This window comes from Bacillus changyiensis (assembly GCF_027706145.1).
GTDB classification, from domain to species: domain Bacteria; phylum Bacillota; class Bacilli; order Bacillales; family Bacillaceae; genus Bacillus; species Bacillus changyiensis.
This window is the reverse complement of sequence record NZ_JAQFWW010000010.1, coordinates 16,662-32,434: the sequence shown is the minus strand read 5'-3', so window position 1 is coordinate 32,434 and position 15,773 is coordinate 16,662. Positions and strand designations below refer to the sequence as shown.

At 39.1% G+C, this 15,773-nt stretch carries 11 protein-coding genes; 9 read left to right on the top strand and 2 right to left on the bottom strand.

What is annotated here, in order from left to right:
• The first annotated feature begins 56 nt into the window (after positions 1-56).
• From PDT38_RS18390 to PDT38_RS18350, 9 genes are all read left to right on the top strand, one after another.
• The gene (locus PDT38_RS18390; RefSeq protein ID WP_270803522.1) at positions 57-4,499 is read left to right on the top strand and encodes a phage tail tape measure protein; all 4,443 of its coding nucleotides are present in this window, start codon (positions 57-59) and stop codon (positions 4,497-4,499) included.
• Positions 4,499-5,335 carry a phage tail family protein gene (locus tag PDT38_RS18385; RefSeq protein WP_270803521.1) on the top strand — a complete coding sequence of 279 codons (837 nt, stop codon included), beginning with the start codon at positions 4,499-4,501 and terminating at the stop codon, positions 5,333-5,335. Before PDT38_RS18390 ends, PDT38_RS18385 begins: the two co-directional genes overlap by 1 nt.
• A gap of 12 nt (positions 5,336-5,347) precedes the next feature.
• Complete coding sequence (locus tag PDT38_RS18380) at positions 5,348-7,060, top strand: phage tail protein (RefSeq protein WP_270803520.1); 1,713 nt, start codon at positions 5,348-5,350, stop codon at positions 7,058-7,060.
• A 33-nt stretch (positions 7,061-7,093) separates the two neighbouring features.
• Entirely contained in the window at positions 7,094-9,655 is a 2,562-nt protein-coding gene (locus PDT38_RS18375) for a peptidase G2 autoproteolytic cleavage domain-containing protein (RefSeq protein WP_270803519.1), read from the top strand.
• 13 nt (positions 9,656-9,668) lie between these two features.
• Positions 9,669-11,036 (top strand): phage baseplate upper protein, encoded by a 1,368-nt coding sequence (locus PDT38_RS18370; RefSeq protein ID WP_270803518.1) that lies wholly within the window; start codon positions 9,669-9,671, stop codon positions 11,034-11,036.
• 14 nt (positions 11,037-11,050) lie between these two features.
• Entirely contained in the window at positions 11,051-11,497 is a 447-nt protein-coding gene (locus tag PDT38_RS19545) for an XkdX family protein (protein ID WP_270803517.1), read from the top strand.
• Positions 11,498-11,558: 61 nt separating this feature from the next.
• A complete protein-coding gene (locus PDT38_RS18360) occupies positions 11,559-11,771 on the top strand; it encodes a BhlA/UviB family holin-like peptide (protein WP_172291990.1) in 213 nt (70 codons plus the stop codon).
• A gap of 12 nt (positions 11,772-11,783) precedes the next feature.
• Positions 11,784-12,047, top strand: coding sequence for a phage holin (locus PDT38_RS18355; RefSeq protein WP_270803516.1), 264 nt, complete (start codon positions 11,784-11,786; stop codon positions 12,045-12,047).
• A gap of 55 nt (positions 12,048-12,102) precedes the next feature.
• Positions 12,103-12,927, top strand: a complete 825-nt coding sequence (locus PDT38_RS18350) for a peptidoglycan recognition protein family protein (protein ID WP_270803515.1) — start codon at positions 12,103-12,105, stop codon at positions 12,925-12,927.
• 68 nt (positions 12,928-12,995) lie between these two features.
• Here PDT38_RS18350 and PDT38_RS18345 read toward each other — a convergent pair whose 3' ends face one another.
• A complete protein-coding gene (locus tag PDT38_RS18345) occupies positions 12,996-13,439 on the bottom strand; it encodes a hypothetical protein (protein ID WP_270803514.1) in 444 nt (147 codons plus the stop codon).
• Between the two features lie 19 nt (positions 13,440-13,458).
• Positions 13,459-15,234, bottom strand: coding sequence for a T7SS effector LXG polymorphic toxin (locus PDT38_RS18340; RefSeq protein ID WP_270803513.1), 1,776 nt, complete (start codon positions 15,232-15,234; stop codon positions 13,459-13,461).
• Between the last annotated feature and the right edge of the window lie 539 nt (positions 15,235-15,773).

Here is a 15,773-nt window from a genome sequence, read left to right as displayed (position 1 = left end):
TTTTCTAAGAATGATTTTTTAGTTGAGTTTAAGCCAGGAAAGCGGGGTGGTTACATATGGCGCAACCTATTGGAAACATGATTGTAAAAGTGGGTCTTGATGATACTGGCTTTAACCGTGGTATCGAAGGTTTGAAAAGACAAATGCGTTTGGCAAATTCAGAGATGAAGGCATCCGGAGCGATTTATAAAGCAGCGGGCAATCAGTCTAGGTTTCTTCAATCCCAAATAGAAGGTCTCAATAATAAATATAGGATTCAAGGTCGTTTAGTTGATGAACATCGTACCAAGTATAATAAACTAGTAAGGGAAAAGGGACTAGACAACCGTGAAACACAGGTACAAGCCCGACGGCTGAATGATGCAATTGCTGTCCACCAAGGTCTTGGGAATGAACTGAAACGAGTAACAAGAGAATTTGAGAATACGACAAACAGCACCCGACGAGCAGCGGGTGTTTTTTCTGTATTCAAACGTAATTCAGGTGAAGTATCTAAAGAATTAAATGCAGTTTACCACTCTGCTACTACAGCAGGGAAAGCACTTTCTGCTATTGGTGCAGCTGGAACGGTTGGAATTGGACTCACTGTAAAAGCAGCAGCAGACTTTGAGAAAGCAATGAGTCGTGTAGGTGCTTTGGCAAACGCAACGAATGAACAAATGGGAGAGTTAACAGAAACAGCCCGTCATTTAGGTGCAACAACTCAATTCACAGATGGGCAAGTTGCGGAAGGTATGCAATATCTAGCGATGGCCGGGTATAAAACAAATCAAATTGTTGGAGCTATGCCGGGACTTCTAGCGACTGCCGCAGCTGGTCAAACAGAACTCGGTGTTACAGCAGATATTGTTTCAGACATTTTGACTGAATTTCATATTAAAGCTGAGGATACAAACCGTGTTGCAGATGCGATGACCTATACGTTTACCAATTCAAATGCCACACTACAAGAAATCGGACAGACAATGAAATATGCGGCACCTGCCGCAAAAACAGCCGGACTTAGTATGGAAGAGTTAGCAGCAGCAACCGGAATCATGGCAAACAGTGGAATTAAGGCGGATATGGCAGGTACAGCCTTACGGTCAACACTTACTCGCTTGGCAGCACCTCCTAAACAAACAGGTAATGCGATAGATGAATTGGGATTAAAGGTCACGGATTCAACGGGAAAATTACGACCACTTGCAGATATCATTGGACAAATCAATGAAAAAACAAAAAACTATACAGAAACTGAGAAAATTCGTATTGCCAAACAAATAGCAGGGCAACATGCACTTTCGGGTTTTATTACCTTAATGCATGCTGGAAAAGACAAGCTTCAAGAATTCACAAAAGAAGTAGAAAACAGTGGTGGAACTGCCGAAAAAGTGGCTAAAAAGCAAATGGATAATTTGTCTGGATCACTTGAATATCTAAAGTCGGCTACAAATAACGCAGTTATCACTTTGGGAAATCAGTTCTTACCTGTTATTAGAGCTACAGCCGATGGATTGACTAAGATGGTATCCTGGTTTGACTCGTTACCTCCTTCTGTGTCTCGTACGATTGCCATTACAGGTGGAGCCGTTACTGTGTTTTCACTTTTAGGTGGGGCGTTTTTGCTGTTATTAGGGTCACTGCCAAAAGTAGCAACAGGATGGAATATGCTTCGTACTGCTGGTGGGTATTTAACTCGTAATGTAAACCGTGCTTCAACCACTCTTGGCGTTTACTCTACAGAAGCGATTGCCGCAGGTAGAGCATCCAGAACAGCAGCCACAGGGATGAGCACAACATCAACAGCGGCAACTTTAGCATCAACAAGAATGAATAGATTTCACCAAACAACCAACTTAGCAACAACAAGAGTTGGTAGACTTGAACAGTCAGCTAGTAGAAGTACTAAGGTCATGAGAGGATTGGGCGGTGCCTCTCGTATAGCTGGTTTAGGTCTAGGTATGTTTGGTGGTCCAGTTGGTGTAATTGGAGGACTTCTGCTTTCTTTTGCTCCAGAACTCTTAAAATTTGGTTCAGGTATTTTAAAAGTTGGGGTCAATGCAGTAAAAGGCGCTGGTGGTTTTATGAGACTAGCAAAAAGTGGCTTCGGACTGTTTAACATTATCAAAAAAGGTGTAGGGATAGTTGGTTTATTACGTGGTGGATTGAGCCTGTTGGGTGGTCCTGTTGGTCTTGCTATAACAGGAGTTACGCTTTTAGCGGAAGGCGGATTCAAGCTGTATAATCATTTAAAACAAGAGCAAATTCCGGCACTCGATAGCTTTGGGAACAAGGTTTCTGAATCTACAATGAAAGCTGTTTTAGGCTACAAAAAATTAAATGATCAAGCAACAGTTCAGCTTAATAAATTGCAATGGTCCGGTAAAACTATATCAAAAAAAGCGGCAGACAGTATTGTAAAAAACTTTAATCAGATGGGTAGCAAAATTAAAACAAGTATTGAAACAAAAGGAAACCAAAGTTACAAGGTGCTTACTAATTTTTTTGCATCTAGTAAAAAATTAAGTCAGAAAGAGCAAAATGATATTTTAAACAACGTGAAAAAGAAGCAAAAGGAACAAACAAAGGCTGTAGACGAAGCACAGAAGAAAATCAAAAAGATATTAACCAAAGCCAGCTCAGAAAAACGCAAACTTACTGAAAAAGAGAGAAGACAAATCAACAGCATCCAAAAGAAAATGATGAATACGGCTGTTAAAACTATGAGTAAAGGCGAAGTTGAGCAAAAAGCTATTATGAGTAAACTCAAGAATGAGTCCAAAAATATTACGGCTCGGCAGGCTGCCGATACAATTAAAAACAGCATTAAAGCACGTAATGGAGCTGTAAAAGAAGCAAATAAAAAATATGATCAAACAGTGGCTGCAATCGTTCGCGAACGGGATGAGACAGGATCTATCAGTAAGAAACAAGCTGATAAATTAATCAAAGAGGCAAAACGGCAGCGTGATGGCGCTGTTAAAAAAGCAGAGGAAATGCATGAAAATGTTGTAAAACAAGCAGAAAAACAAGCTGGTGGGCATATCAAACAAGTTGATAAAGAAACAGGTGATATTCTTACCAAATGGAATTCGTTTGTTATTGACTTAGCTGGCTTTGTCAATAGTGTCACTGGTGGAATTAATAAGGTTCTTGAGTTTTTGCATATCCCAACCATTCCGGAATGGACACCAAAAGGTTACAATAGCAAAAATGGTAAAAAGCTGAATGGTAAATATGCAAAAGGGACAAATTTTCACCCAGGAGGTCAAGCGCTTGTTGGTGAAGAGGGTTGGGAACTGGCTCATTCACCAGGTATCGGAACTTATGTGATAGGGGTAGGCGGCCCACAAATCTTGGATCTTCCACGAGGGACTTCTGTACTTCCACATGCTGAGTCTAAAGTGTTAACAGGATCAGGTTTACCTGGATATGCGGGTGGAGTCGGAAGTTTTTTCAAAGGAGTGATTTCAGCAGGGAAAAAAGTTGTAGATAAAACGATTGATGTTAGCTCAAAGGCAGTAGAGTTGATTAAGAAAGGACCAGGAGAATTCATTAAAAAGCTGTTTAAGGGATTAATACCATTCAAATCTGGAAAAGGCATTGATTCTATAGGAACTGGCATAATGAAGAACATAAAAAATGGAGCATTTCAGTTTTTAAAAGGGATTATACCAGAAAATACAGCCACGGATTCGAGTTCATTTAAAGGAACAGGTGGGACAAAAGCTGTTAACCAATGGGTTAGTGAAGCAGCCCACATAGCTGGTGTTCCTCCTACATGGATACCTGGTCTTGTTACAATTGCCATGAAAGAAAGCGGTGGAAATCCAAATGCCATCAACTTGTGGGATTCTAATGCAAAGGCTGGACATCCTTCACAAGGGCTAATGCAAACTATTCCATCTACATTCAACGCCAACAAGTTTCCTGGACATCATAACATTTTGGATCCTGTAGATAATACTTTAGCGGCTATTAACTATATTAAACGCAGATACGGTGATATACGCAACCATCCAGGTTTAAGATCGATGGCTCTCGGTGGTGGATATGTTGGGTATGCAAAGGGCGGGATCTCTCCCGGTCGTGGTGGTTCAAAATGGGCAATTTTAAACGAAAGAGGTTTTGATGAAACTACGATTACAGAAGATCCTTCATATCGTGAACGCAATATAGGATTATGGGCACGCATTGGAAGTAAACTTGGAGTACTCCCATCTTTACAAGAAGGGATGATTTCAAAAGCTCTTGTATTGCTGCAAAAAGTATCGATGAAACCCGAAAAAGAACACGGTCCTTCTAATTTCAAATCTGTGGACATTAGTAGCATCGTGCAGAACCAAGAAAAACAAATCAACATGATGGCAAAACAAATCGATTTTCTAAATAAAAACATGCAACTATTACAACAGATTTTATTAAAAGAGAGTGACACTTATCTTGACGGAAGAAAAATTGATCAATCTACTGGTGATCGGTTTACCCGAACTTCATTTATGAATGGGGTGAGATAATGAATTTGTTTATTGATTATGATAATGGATTAGGGGAGCAAAGTTTGAATAGCTTGCTCCCTTTTTTCGAGGTTCTAAGCTTTACACCTGAGGCTCCGGGGATAAGTCGTGAAACAATCAATATCCCGAGAATAAATGGAGTTATTTTGCCGCAGCACCCACGTGAAATCGCGTATACAGAAAGAAAAATAACAGTCGAAATCTATATGAATTCAGTCATTGCAGAAAATTTTTATCAGTATAGACGTGAACTGTATGCGTTACTGGTTAAGCCTTTCCCATATTATATTTCAACGGATTTATTGCCAAATCTCCGTTTTAAAGTAACTTGTGATGGGAATTTCAGCATTCCAAAACAGAAAGAAAAAAATCACGTAGTTTTCACTGTTGATTTTAACAACTTCACAGGGCTGGCTGAATCTCAGTTCACTTCTCTGACAAAACAAAATTTTAATGGTGAACACTGGAGCCCAGGGATGAATATTCAAATGCGTGATGATCTAAAATACACGTTCAAAAATCAAAAAAGATTTCAGGTTTATAACACTGGCGATGCCTATATTAATCCTATGCAGCATGATTATCATGTAACCTTACGAGCAAAGGGAAAAAACGTCACGATCATCAATCATACAAATGGTGAAAAATTAAAAATAGAACACGAATTAAAAAAGTCTGACCTTGTTACTTTTGTTAAACAATATACGGTGATCAATAAAAAGCCTGTCAAAACATCTGGGAGGCTTCCGGGGCTTGATATCGGAATGAATGATTTTGAAGTGCAGAATACCAATGATTTTGACATCACATTTGATACACGTTTCTACTATGCGTAAGGGGCAAGTGATATGGCAAATTTAGATTTTATTAAACAGATTGCACCAGGCGCACAGATGGTTTATAAAAAGCATGATATTCTTGCTTCTCTGATTATTGCTCAAGCCTGTTTAGAAAGTGGATGGGGTACAAGTGAGCTAGCCCAGCAGGGAAAGAATCTATTTGGAATGAAAGGCACTTATAAAGGTCAATATGTCCTCATGTGGACGACTGAATATGACAAGAACGGAAAACCAACTTCCGTGCAAGCCAGGTTTCGCAAGTACCCATCTTGGTCTGAATCGATTCAAGACTTAGCCAAGTTATATGTCAACGGGACAAGCTGGGATCCTCATCACTATCAAGCTGTAGTAGGTGAGAAAGATTACAAGAAAGCAACAGCTGCACTTGTTGAAGCTGGTTACGCTACTGATCCGAATTACGCTATTAAATTAAATAGTTTAATCTTTACTTACAAACTCACACAATATGACACTGTGGAAGGTGTCCCTGATGGACCAGATGTACCTGATACACCGACACCAGATCCCGAATTTCCTAGTAAAGAGTATGACGGGAAAGACATCACACTCAATCAGAATTTACCTTCTGACGTTACCTTTCCACAACTTCATGTCTCAACAAAGGACGGGAAAAGTGTTGTTGAAATAACGGGCGTTTCAGTCGATCTGACGGACGATAAGACAGGGAAGAAGAGTTTTACCTTTACGATCACAAAAACGCAGGAGAACGCCATAGAATTTGATTTATTGGTAAATGATAATATTCTGTATTTGGATGAGAAGAAATTCAATCATCAAAAGTATTACATTACAGATGTTGACATTCATCAAGAGAAAAATGTTCTAAGGAAAACTGTATCAGCGAGCCACATTTTCACTGTGCTTCTGATTAACAATCGCATTCATGAAACTGTCTCAAAAAAGCTAAAGTTAAGAGAGGCGCTTGATATCGCTTTGAAGGATACGAATTTCAAATATATTTTTAAAACACCTGAAAGCGAATTTGATGAAGCAGAACAAGAGAATTTTGGGGATAAGAATTCCACAGAGTTGATGGATGAAACTATCCAAGATTACAAGCTTGAGATCGATGTTGATAACTATAAAATTTATGTTTATAAAAAAATGGGAAAACGGATTAATTTCACCTTAGATTCACGCTATAACATGCCTGGTATCTCAATTAAAATTAACTCACAAAACAGCACAACTAGAGCTTGGGGCTATGGTGCTTTGAAAAAAGGTAGTAGTGCAGATAATAAGAAACCAAAATATGAATTTGAGCCGATTTTGTACATTCATCCAGATGAAAAAAAGTTCTTACTCGAAGGAAAGCCACGTTGGGCCGAACCGATCAGGGATGAAAGATATAAAAAACCAAGCCTTATGGTTTCAGCGCTTAAAAAACATGTCAATCCATATCCTGAAATGACCATTGAGGCAGACTTTCAAAATATCTATGAACCAAAACTATTAGAGATTGAACAGGACTTCTGGAAAGGTGATACGATTCATGTCTTAGCTGATACGGCAGATGGTATCACGTTTGAAGATGATGTAAGATTAATTTCAATTCAGTACAATCCTTTAGATCCTTACAGCAGTCCAAAATTGATATTCGCGAATTTCCGAAAGGATATTCAAGATATTGCGGTTAGCCAGGCCAAACAGTTAAGAGATCAAAAACGATATATCAACCAACTTTTTCAAACGCTCAGATAGCGTTTTTTATTTTGTCAAAAAGGAGTGAGGCAAATGGTGCAGCTCATCAAAAATTATGATCAAACGCGAAACTCCCGTCATCAAGCACAATTAAAATCGGATATGCAAAGTATTGAAAATACCTTAAACGATCAAGAGTACCATTTGAAAAGTCATGAATTATCTAAAACGGCCCATACATCAGAACAAGTCGATCACGGCGGTTTTTCTGTGTCTTCGGTTTTAGAAGGATTAAAGAACAGAATACGCAATTTAATATTAAATACCGACGGAACTAATGTTAAAGAGGTAGTCGATTCGAGAGTTACAGCGGATGGAGAGGTATTTCCCTTACTTAAAGAGCGATTAGATACGGAGTATGGTAAGCTACTCCGAAAAATCAAGCGAACCGTAAACGTTGACGACTTCGGTGCAGATCCGACCGGTGTAAAAGATAGTACAGAAGCGTTTCAAAAAGCGATTGGTGCCGGTAAAGTACGCCTGAATCTATCAGCCGGAATCTATATTGTAAAAGGCGTCAAACTCCCGTCTTGGACGTACATGGTCGGTCAAGGTATCGGCGTCACTACACTTAAACTGCACGAAGATACGCCAGCTAGTGAGTGGGTTGTCACGAACGCGGATCATTTAAAGGGAAACCGAAATATCGTTGTAGAAGGAATGTCGCTTGATTGGAACCCAGATCGCCAGGGCGGTGTAGGTGCAACCGGTGGAATACATTCGAGCTGTCTCACCTTCGCCAATGTTACATTCGGGATTGCGCGAGAAGTAGAAGGTATTAATCCAGGGCTGCATTGTTTTGATGCCTCTGCACCAACCTACAATATTTCCGAGGCTAACTATACGAAAAGTGGCTGCCGGTATATCTGGTTTGATCGATGCGTCGGTTCAGGATATGGAGATGACGGAGTAACAACGCACTATAGTGAGTATGTTTTTATCACGCAATGTGTGATGACCAATCCTAGTGGAAAGGCCCATCCAGTCGGGAAGGCAAATTCGAACGGTGTCGAGGTAGATGACGGGTCTAAAAACGTTTGGGTTATCGATTGTTATACGTCAGGGAATGTCCGTGGTGTTGAAGTGAAAGCACATGCGGAATGGCCAGCGCCTTCTAACGTCCACATTACGGGTTGTGAATCATTTCGAGATGTTCGTGCATTTGATCTTCGACATATCGGTCACCACTTTGCAAACGAACCTTGGAGTGAAACAGCCCGAGATGTTACCTTAGTCAATTGTACAGCGCGTGAGCCGGTATTTAATGATCTATGTGTGGGATTAGATCCACGAGCGCTTGTCGTTTCGGCTTATCAACATGTCATGATTTCAAACTTCCGTGCGATTGGCGATCCTACGTATAACTATAAAGGGACTACTATCATCGCATTTCAATATAAGAGTCGAAAAATTAATGTTAACGGATTACAAATGCATGGTTTCGCAAAAGCCGGTACAGATATTCATGTGATCGGAGGCGATCAACGAACAGATGACGTTCATATCTCAAACTTTGCGATCCATGATTCGGCAAAAGTCGGTATTAGCTTAGGCGGTGGGGTATATTACGTTAATCTAATGAATGGGATCACACATACAAAAGGTGGGATAGCCGGTGTAACAGCGCCAAACAACCAAGCAAATATTGTTTCGGTGCGTGCTGTTGGATATACTGATGCAGCAGTGATTGCGGGTGAACGTTACTCCTTTGTTCCAAACAATATCAAGGGCGGATTTAGAGCCGCATCAAGTTCTGGTTCTCCTTTGTCAGATACTAGCGCCATTATCGGTTCTACAGGTGGTGGCAAGGCTAAAGGTGACGCTAATGTATTGATCGGAACACGAGGAGGTTCCACAACAGAAGGCTCTCGTTCCGTTGTCATGGGTTCAAATAACTCCCATGTGAAAGGCAAAGACTTAGTTTCGGCTATGGTTCTTGGTTCTGTCAATGTCATAAACGACAAGAGTTATACAACAGTGTGGGGTTTCGGAAGTGAGCCATCAACAGCTAATAAACGCGTCGAAGTGAATGCAGAAACTGGATCGGTACGCGGTACGGGAGCCGTTCAGAGTGTGTCAGACCTAAAAGACCTTGCGGAATACTTCGAATCTAAAGACGGAAATAAAATAGAGTCCAGCTACCTGGTGACATTGGACGGTGATAAAATTCGAAAAGCGCAAAAAGGTGATAAAATTCTCGGTGTTATTTCTGAAACTGCCGGTATTATCATGGGTGGCGCAGCGTTTTATTGGAATGACCGTTATCTTAGAAATGAGTTCGGTGGCTTGATCTATGAAACAATTATTGAGGATGGCCGTGAATATAAGATTCCAAAAGAAAACCCAGATTATGATCCTAAGATTGAATACACACCAAGAGAAGAACGCGATGAATGGCATGTAGTCGGTTTAATCGGTCAGGTTTTCGTTAGAATTGATGAAACAGTAAAAAACGGTGATTTCATTGTACCTAACGACGGAATAGGTACAAAGTCTTTCGATGGAACAGGGCTTTATGTCATGCGAATCCACAAAGACTTTAATAAAGATCAGGGTTACGGTTTGGCAAAAGTCTTTATTTATCCAGGAATATAACGGAGGTGGTCAAATGATATATAAAGACTCCGGCATTCAGTTCGATGTAAACGCACAAAGCAAACAAAGTATATCTACCCATATTCAATACAGCACACAAGACATTGGAACGGCAAAAATAACCTTTAAACTAACTAAAGACGGTGTACCGTTGCCTATATCAAACGCAACTCACGGAAAACTGTTTATGAAGTTCGCGGATGGCAGTCAGTTCTATGTTCATACGGAAGTCGGGGACGCTCTTGCAGGCGTTATTTTTTATGTCTTGACTCCGGAACAAATGAAACATTTCGGGACAGTACAGGCTGAACTTTATGTCAATTATGATAACGGTCAGAAAATGAGTATTCACAAGTTTTCATTTGAGATTGATCAAGCCCTTGTGGATGCGAATATTGTCCCGATGGCTGAATATTATATCGAAGATTTTGAGACGCTTAAAACGCTTGTTCAAGAAAAGGCAGCACATGCAGACAACATATTGGATGAACTTCAAAAGAAATTTGCAGAGCTGAATAATGTTGAAACAAAGGACGGAGCACAAGCAAAAGCAGACAAGGCAGAAGCAAACGCAAAAAATTATACGGATCAGCATGTAGCGAATAAGGAAAATCCACACTCGGTTACAAAAGAACAGATCGGATTATCTAATGTCGCAAATATGAAGCAAGCGTCAAAAACTGAGTTTGATACGCACAATCAAGATTCTACTCGTCATATTTCATCTGCGGATCGTATGAAGTGGAACAATGGTCAATTAACGAAAATATCTAATGACACAGGAGGCGTGTTGGTATCTATAGGAGATACAGACGACTTCTATTCTAAAATCATTGAGTTAGGCAAACGGTTCGGTACTTTTTATTGTTCAGGGAAAGCCAAAAACGCGCCAGGTCCTCACTCGTCAAGAGGGATTTTTCATATGACAGGAACGGATGAAAAGGGATTAGGTACTTACGGTTATGTCATAGCGCTTGATTGGAAAAACAATCTTTACACCAATTATATCGATCAAACGGAAGGCTGGCAGGGATGGCAACGGTCTTTATCATCGTCAGACTTATCGCCGGAATGGAATACGGCCTCACTGATCAATGGAGCAAAGCAAGATTCGACGTTTCCGTTACAATTCTCCGTCAATAATAATGTCTTATGGTTACGTGGCTCTTTCAGTTCCTTACCGGCTATCGGAACTATTGTTGCGAAGTTCACAAATAAGCCTATACGGATCGTTGATTTTGTTGTACCTACAATCGGGTCTTATGGAATCGCTCGTTTTTCTTTCACCACTGATGGGGAGCTGAGATATGACGGCATCATGGCGAATGATAATGCAAGTGTTACGAGAGTCTCTTTTAATATCGGAATTCCATTATGGTAAGGGGAGGGAAAAATATGCACGTTCTTTATTATGATGCAAGCTTTAAATATGCTGGTGAAGATGATGTTGAGATAAATGGTGATACATTACCGCCTAATAGTACGACAGTGCTAATCCCTGAAGGGATATACGTTCCTAAATACCAGCTAGAGAAGGGTGTGTGGGTTGAAACGGCTACACAAGAGTATATTGATAGTGTGAAGCCGTCTCCACCTGAACCTAGTGAAACCGAGATTTTGAGGAAACAGGTTGCTCATCTATACTATATGATCTCAATAGAAGGATCGGAAAAGACGGCAGATTGGTTCACGTATATGAAAGGTTTTTATAAAAACGGTCTTTGGACGAAAAAACAAATTCATGATGGAGTAGGTGCCGGAAGGATCACACCGAAGCAATATGAAGAAATCACTGGAGAACCTTACGATCCCAATAAGCCTCCTAGCGACAAGACAGAATAACAGAACGGATTTAAAAGAGCCGATCGGGCTTTTTTATTTTGCCTTAAAGGAGGTGAAGCCTTTGGAGATGGATCTCACTCAATATCTGATGACTCAAGGGCCGTTTGCGGTTCTTTTTTGTTGGATATTGTTTTATGTATTAAATACAACAAAAGAAAGAGAAAACAAGCTTAATTCACAGATTGATGCACAAAATGAAGTGCTAGCCAAATTCAGTGAGAAATATGATGTTGTGATTGATAAGTTGGATCAAATTGAAAAAAATCTAAAATAGGAGTGAAGAAAAATGAAAAACTTTGATAAAGGTACAGTCATTCGAACGGTGCTTCTTTTTATTGCACTTGTTAATCAGACTTTGATGATGTTTGGAAAGGGTGCTTTGCCGATTAGTGAAGACCAAGTCAACACGGTGGCAGATGCTTTATATATGGTCGGTTCTACAGTGTTTACGATCGTTACGGCAGTTATGGCTTGGTATAAAAACAACTATGTGACTGAGAAAGGTAAGAAACAAAAAGAAGTGTTAAAACAAAACGGATTAACAAAATGATGGGCTGCCAAGAGGTAGTCTTTTTTTATTCAAACATAAATGAGGAGTGGTTTACATGGTGAAAATCGTGAAAAATTTTGTGAAAGTTAATCGTTATACTCGTCCAGGTGCTAAATTATCAGGTGTGAAAGGAATTGTTATGCACTATACAGCGACGCCTGGGGCATCTTCATTAAATGAGCGTAACTATTTCAATGGGACATGTGTTGCAGCTAAGCGTTACGCCTCAGCTCATTACTTCGTGGATCGCAAAGAAGCACAGTACATCATCCCTGAAAACGAAATGGCCTATCATGCCCATGATGGCAACCGTTGTTATGTCAGCTTCTTAAAGCCGAATGCCAACCAAACAGCAATTAGTGTGGAAATGTGTGTTGAAAAAGACGGAAACATCCACAGTGAAACTATTGAAAATGCGGCTGAACTCGTTGCAAAACTATGTAAGCGATACGGACTATCAACGAGCAGAATCGTTCGTCATTATGATGTCACACGTAAAAACTGTCCGGCTCCTTGGGTGAGTGATTCAAGTCAACTATCAGCATTCAGAAAAAAAGTTGATAGCTTACTAGGAAATAAAACTGGATCTAAAACAGACTCATCTTCAAGTCATAACAAGAAATCAAGATATCCATTGCCTTCCGGTATTTATAAACTAAAAAGCCCTATGATGAAAGGTACAGCAGTACGACAGATTCAAGAAGCACTTGCAGCGCTTTATTTCTATCCAGACAAAGGCGCGAAAAATAATGGGATTGATGGTTATTATGGTTCAAAAACAAAAGATGCGGTTAGACGGTTCCAATTGATGCATGGACTAGCTGCGGATGGTATTTACGGGCCGAAGACGAAGAAGAAACTTGAGGCGTTATTGAAGTAATTAAAAAGGCCCTCTTTCAACAGAGGGCCTAATTTCAAGATATTACTTTGTCAATAATAAAGAGTTTATCATTTCTTCTTTTTAGAAGATCTGTATTCTATTTCAATAATTGCTTCTTGTGCTGCTTCTTTAATTTCCACATTTTGATGGTTTAAATAAGATTTTATAATAGAGAGGTATTTTGGGTTTCCTGAAAAACCAAGAAAAGACAATATATATGATATTTCTTCTACTTCAAACAAAGTAGAAGAAGGCAATAAGGCATCCAATGATAGATCTGCAGCAATATCTTTATAGACTATGGCATTATTGACTGCGTGAAGCATACTCTCTCTAACAGAGCTGTTTTTTTCATGTACTATATGAGATAGCAATAGATTTGCTCCTTCTATCATCTCATTTTTTTCCAAATTTCCATATTCAAAAAGGTCTCCTATTTTTTCAATAACACTTTCCTTCTCTGCTTCGTCAGTTAATAAAATTACATTCGTTATTTCTTCTATTAAATTCATTTTTTATCTACTCCTAATATTATTTTGGATTTTTTATAGGGATATGTGTCCTGTTTGCTAAATCCTCGCTATAATTTGGACTATTTTTATTGGTTATGCCGGGAGGTTGAAACTTTCCTGTATCTGGGTCTAAATATTTTTTTCCTTGTTGAACCCTTATTACCCAATTTCTTTTAGCATTACTTCCAGCAGGAGCCGATGCATCAGGTCCATGTATTCTAACCCTCATTGTTTTTCCATTTTCGCTCCACTTATATTCAAAACCTTCTGTTACCTTCCCTCTAACAGGAGTCAATTCTCTCCTAGTAGCATCCTTCGGTATTCTGGATAAAATTTCATCTATTTCTTCGCCTTCCAACTTAGTGAAGTCCCCAACTTTACCGGTACCAAGTTTAGATACATCTTCACCATATTTACCCTTAATAGCTTTACTGACATCCTTACCTGACTCAATCTCTTTCTCAACTTTCCCAACTTCTCCAGCTTTTTTGGAACCTTTTTCCTCAACTTTCCCCAATTCTTTAATCGCTTTCTCTAGTTTTTTCTTGGCCTTAAGTATTTCCTCAGCTTTCACGCCTTTAAATACCCATTTTACCCCCATACCAACACCTTTAAAAAGTCTATTCATGGGTAGTGCCAAAGCTCCAGAAACACCTCGTTCCGTTGGCGAAACTTTCTCAAGTGTTTTAGGATCTATGCCTAAAGTTGCTCGAATAATATCATTATATCCTGTAATCTCATCTAAAAATTCTGATATCCCCACTAAGTTCTTATTAGGTTTTGGAATTTCAACTTCCTCAATCTTTACGACTTTACCATCATCAATGTAGCCACGCCACCATCTATCTTGAAAATATTGATATTTAGTTTCAAGCTCTGCTAATTCTTCGTCAGTATATTCTTTTTTAACATTCTTAACTTTTTTATAGGTCTCAGTATCTTTCAGCAGAAGACCCATCAAAGGATTATCCTTTTCGTGAATCTTTTGATAAATTCTCACATCATCCTTGTCCCTCAATACGGTATTAAAACTTAAAGGATCTGTCTTCTCCAATTTTTTCAGCATCGTTACAATAGCCGATGTCGCATCCGTATCCACCTTTTTTTCTGGATCAAGCTGGCTCATGAGTGTGAGGTTTGAAATTTTTTCCTCGGATTCTAAAATTGATCCTTTTTTATAAGTATTAATCTCAATTCTTGGGCCTGATGACGTATACATCTTCCCAAGTTTTTTCATGTAAGTTTTCATCGTCTGGAGATCGTTAGAAGCTGTCTTCAACTCGTTTGTTTGCTCTCTGTCGAATGTGTTTAGCTTTTCAAGTGTGTCGTTGATCTCTTTCAACGCTTGTTTCTGATGCTTATCAAACTCACTATCGTCCAAATCGGGTAAATCGACAATATGTTTGACTCTTTTGATGACTTCATTTGTTGAGGAAACCATACTTTTTGTTTCTCTGTCGGCTTTGTTTAAACCGTCTTCAAGGTCGTTCTCAAGAAATTGTTGTGAGATAAATCCATCATCATGAGATTCTAGTGATTCTAACGATTTTTTGATTTTCTTGAGTGCTGATGTGTATTCTTTGATAAACAATTCATAGAAACGCAAAAAAGGGGTGTGACACTCCTCGTAAAAATTCCGAATCGCCTCACCGCCTTTTCCCTTTAAAGCGTCATCTAGGGCTACGATACCATCAACGCTTTTTTTGATTTTGGCAATTTTTTTAGATTGAACTTTTAATTCGTCAAGCGTTTTATCGATTCCTTCACGCAACGCTTTAACATCAAGAGTTTTCATTCCATTCTCCTCATTTTTAAAGTAAGTAACCAATACAAAAGTTTACCATTCTTTTTATAAATGTTGTGGAATGAAAAGACATATCTAAGAAAATGAATCTTTAGGACTAGGTTATTATTTCTGATCAATAAAAAAATTTTAATAAAATAATTGTAGACTTATGTCTATAGATATGTTATAATAAATACATAAGGAGGTGAAGAAATGCTAGACAATATGATAAAAGTCCTTCAAATTATCTTCTATATTGCTTCTATCGGATGGATTGCCCAACAATCATCAGAAGCAAAGAAGAATAATAAGAAGGACTAACAAGCAGGGAGGCGAGTGATCGACTCGCTTCCTAATATAATTATAATCAGTCTAGCATACAATATGAAGAGAAAACAAACATTTATTTTTTCGTTGATCTTATTAAGTGTGGCAACTATAGGGATGCGTACAATGTGGACAAACCTTTTTACGACTTCCACAATGGTCATTGTACTGGCCGTAACTGTATTTACGATTATTAAAGACATGTTAAGGAGAAAGTAAAG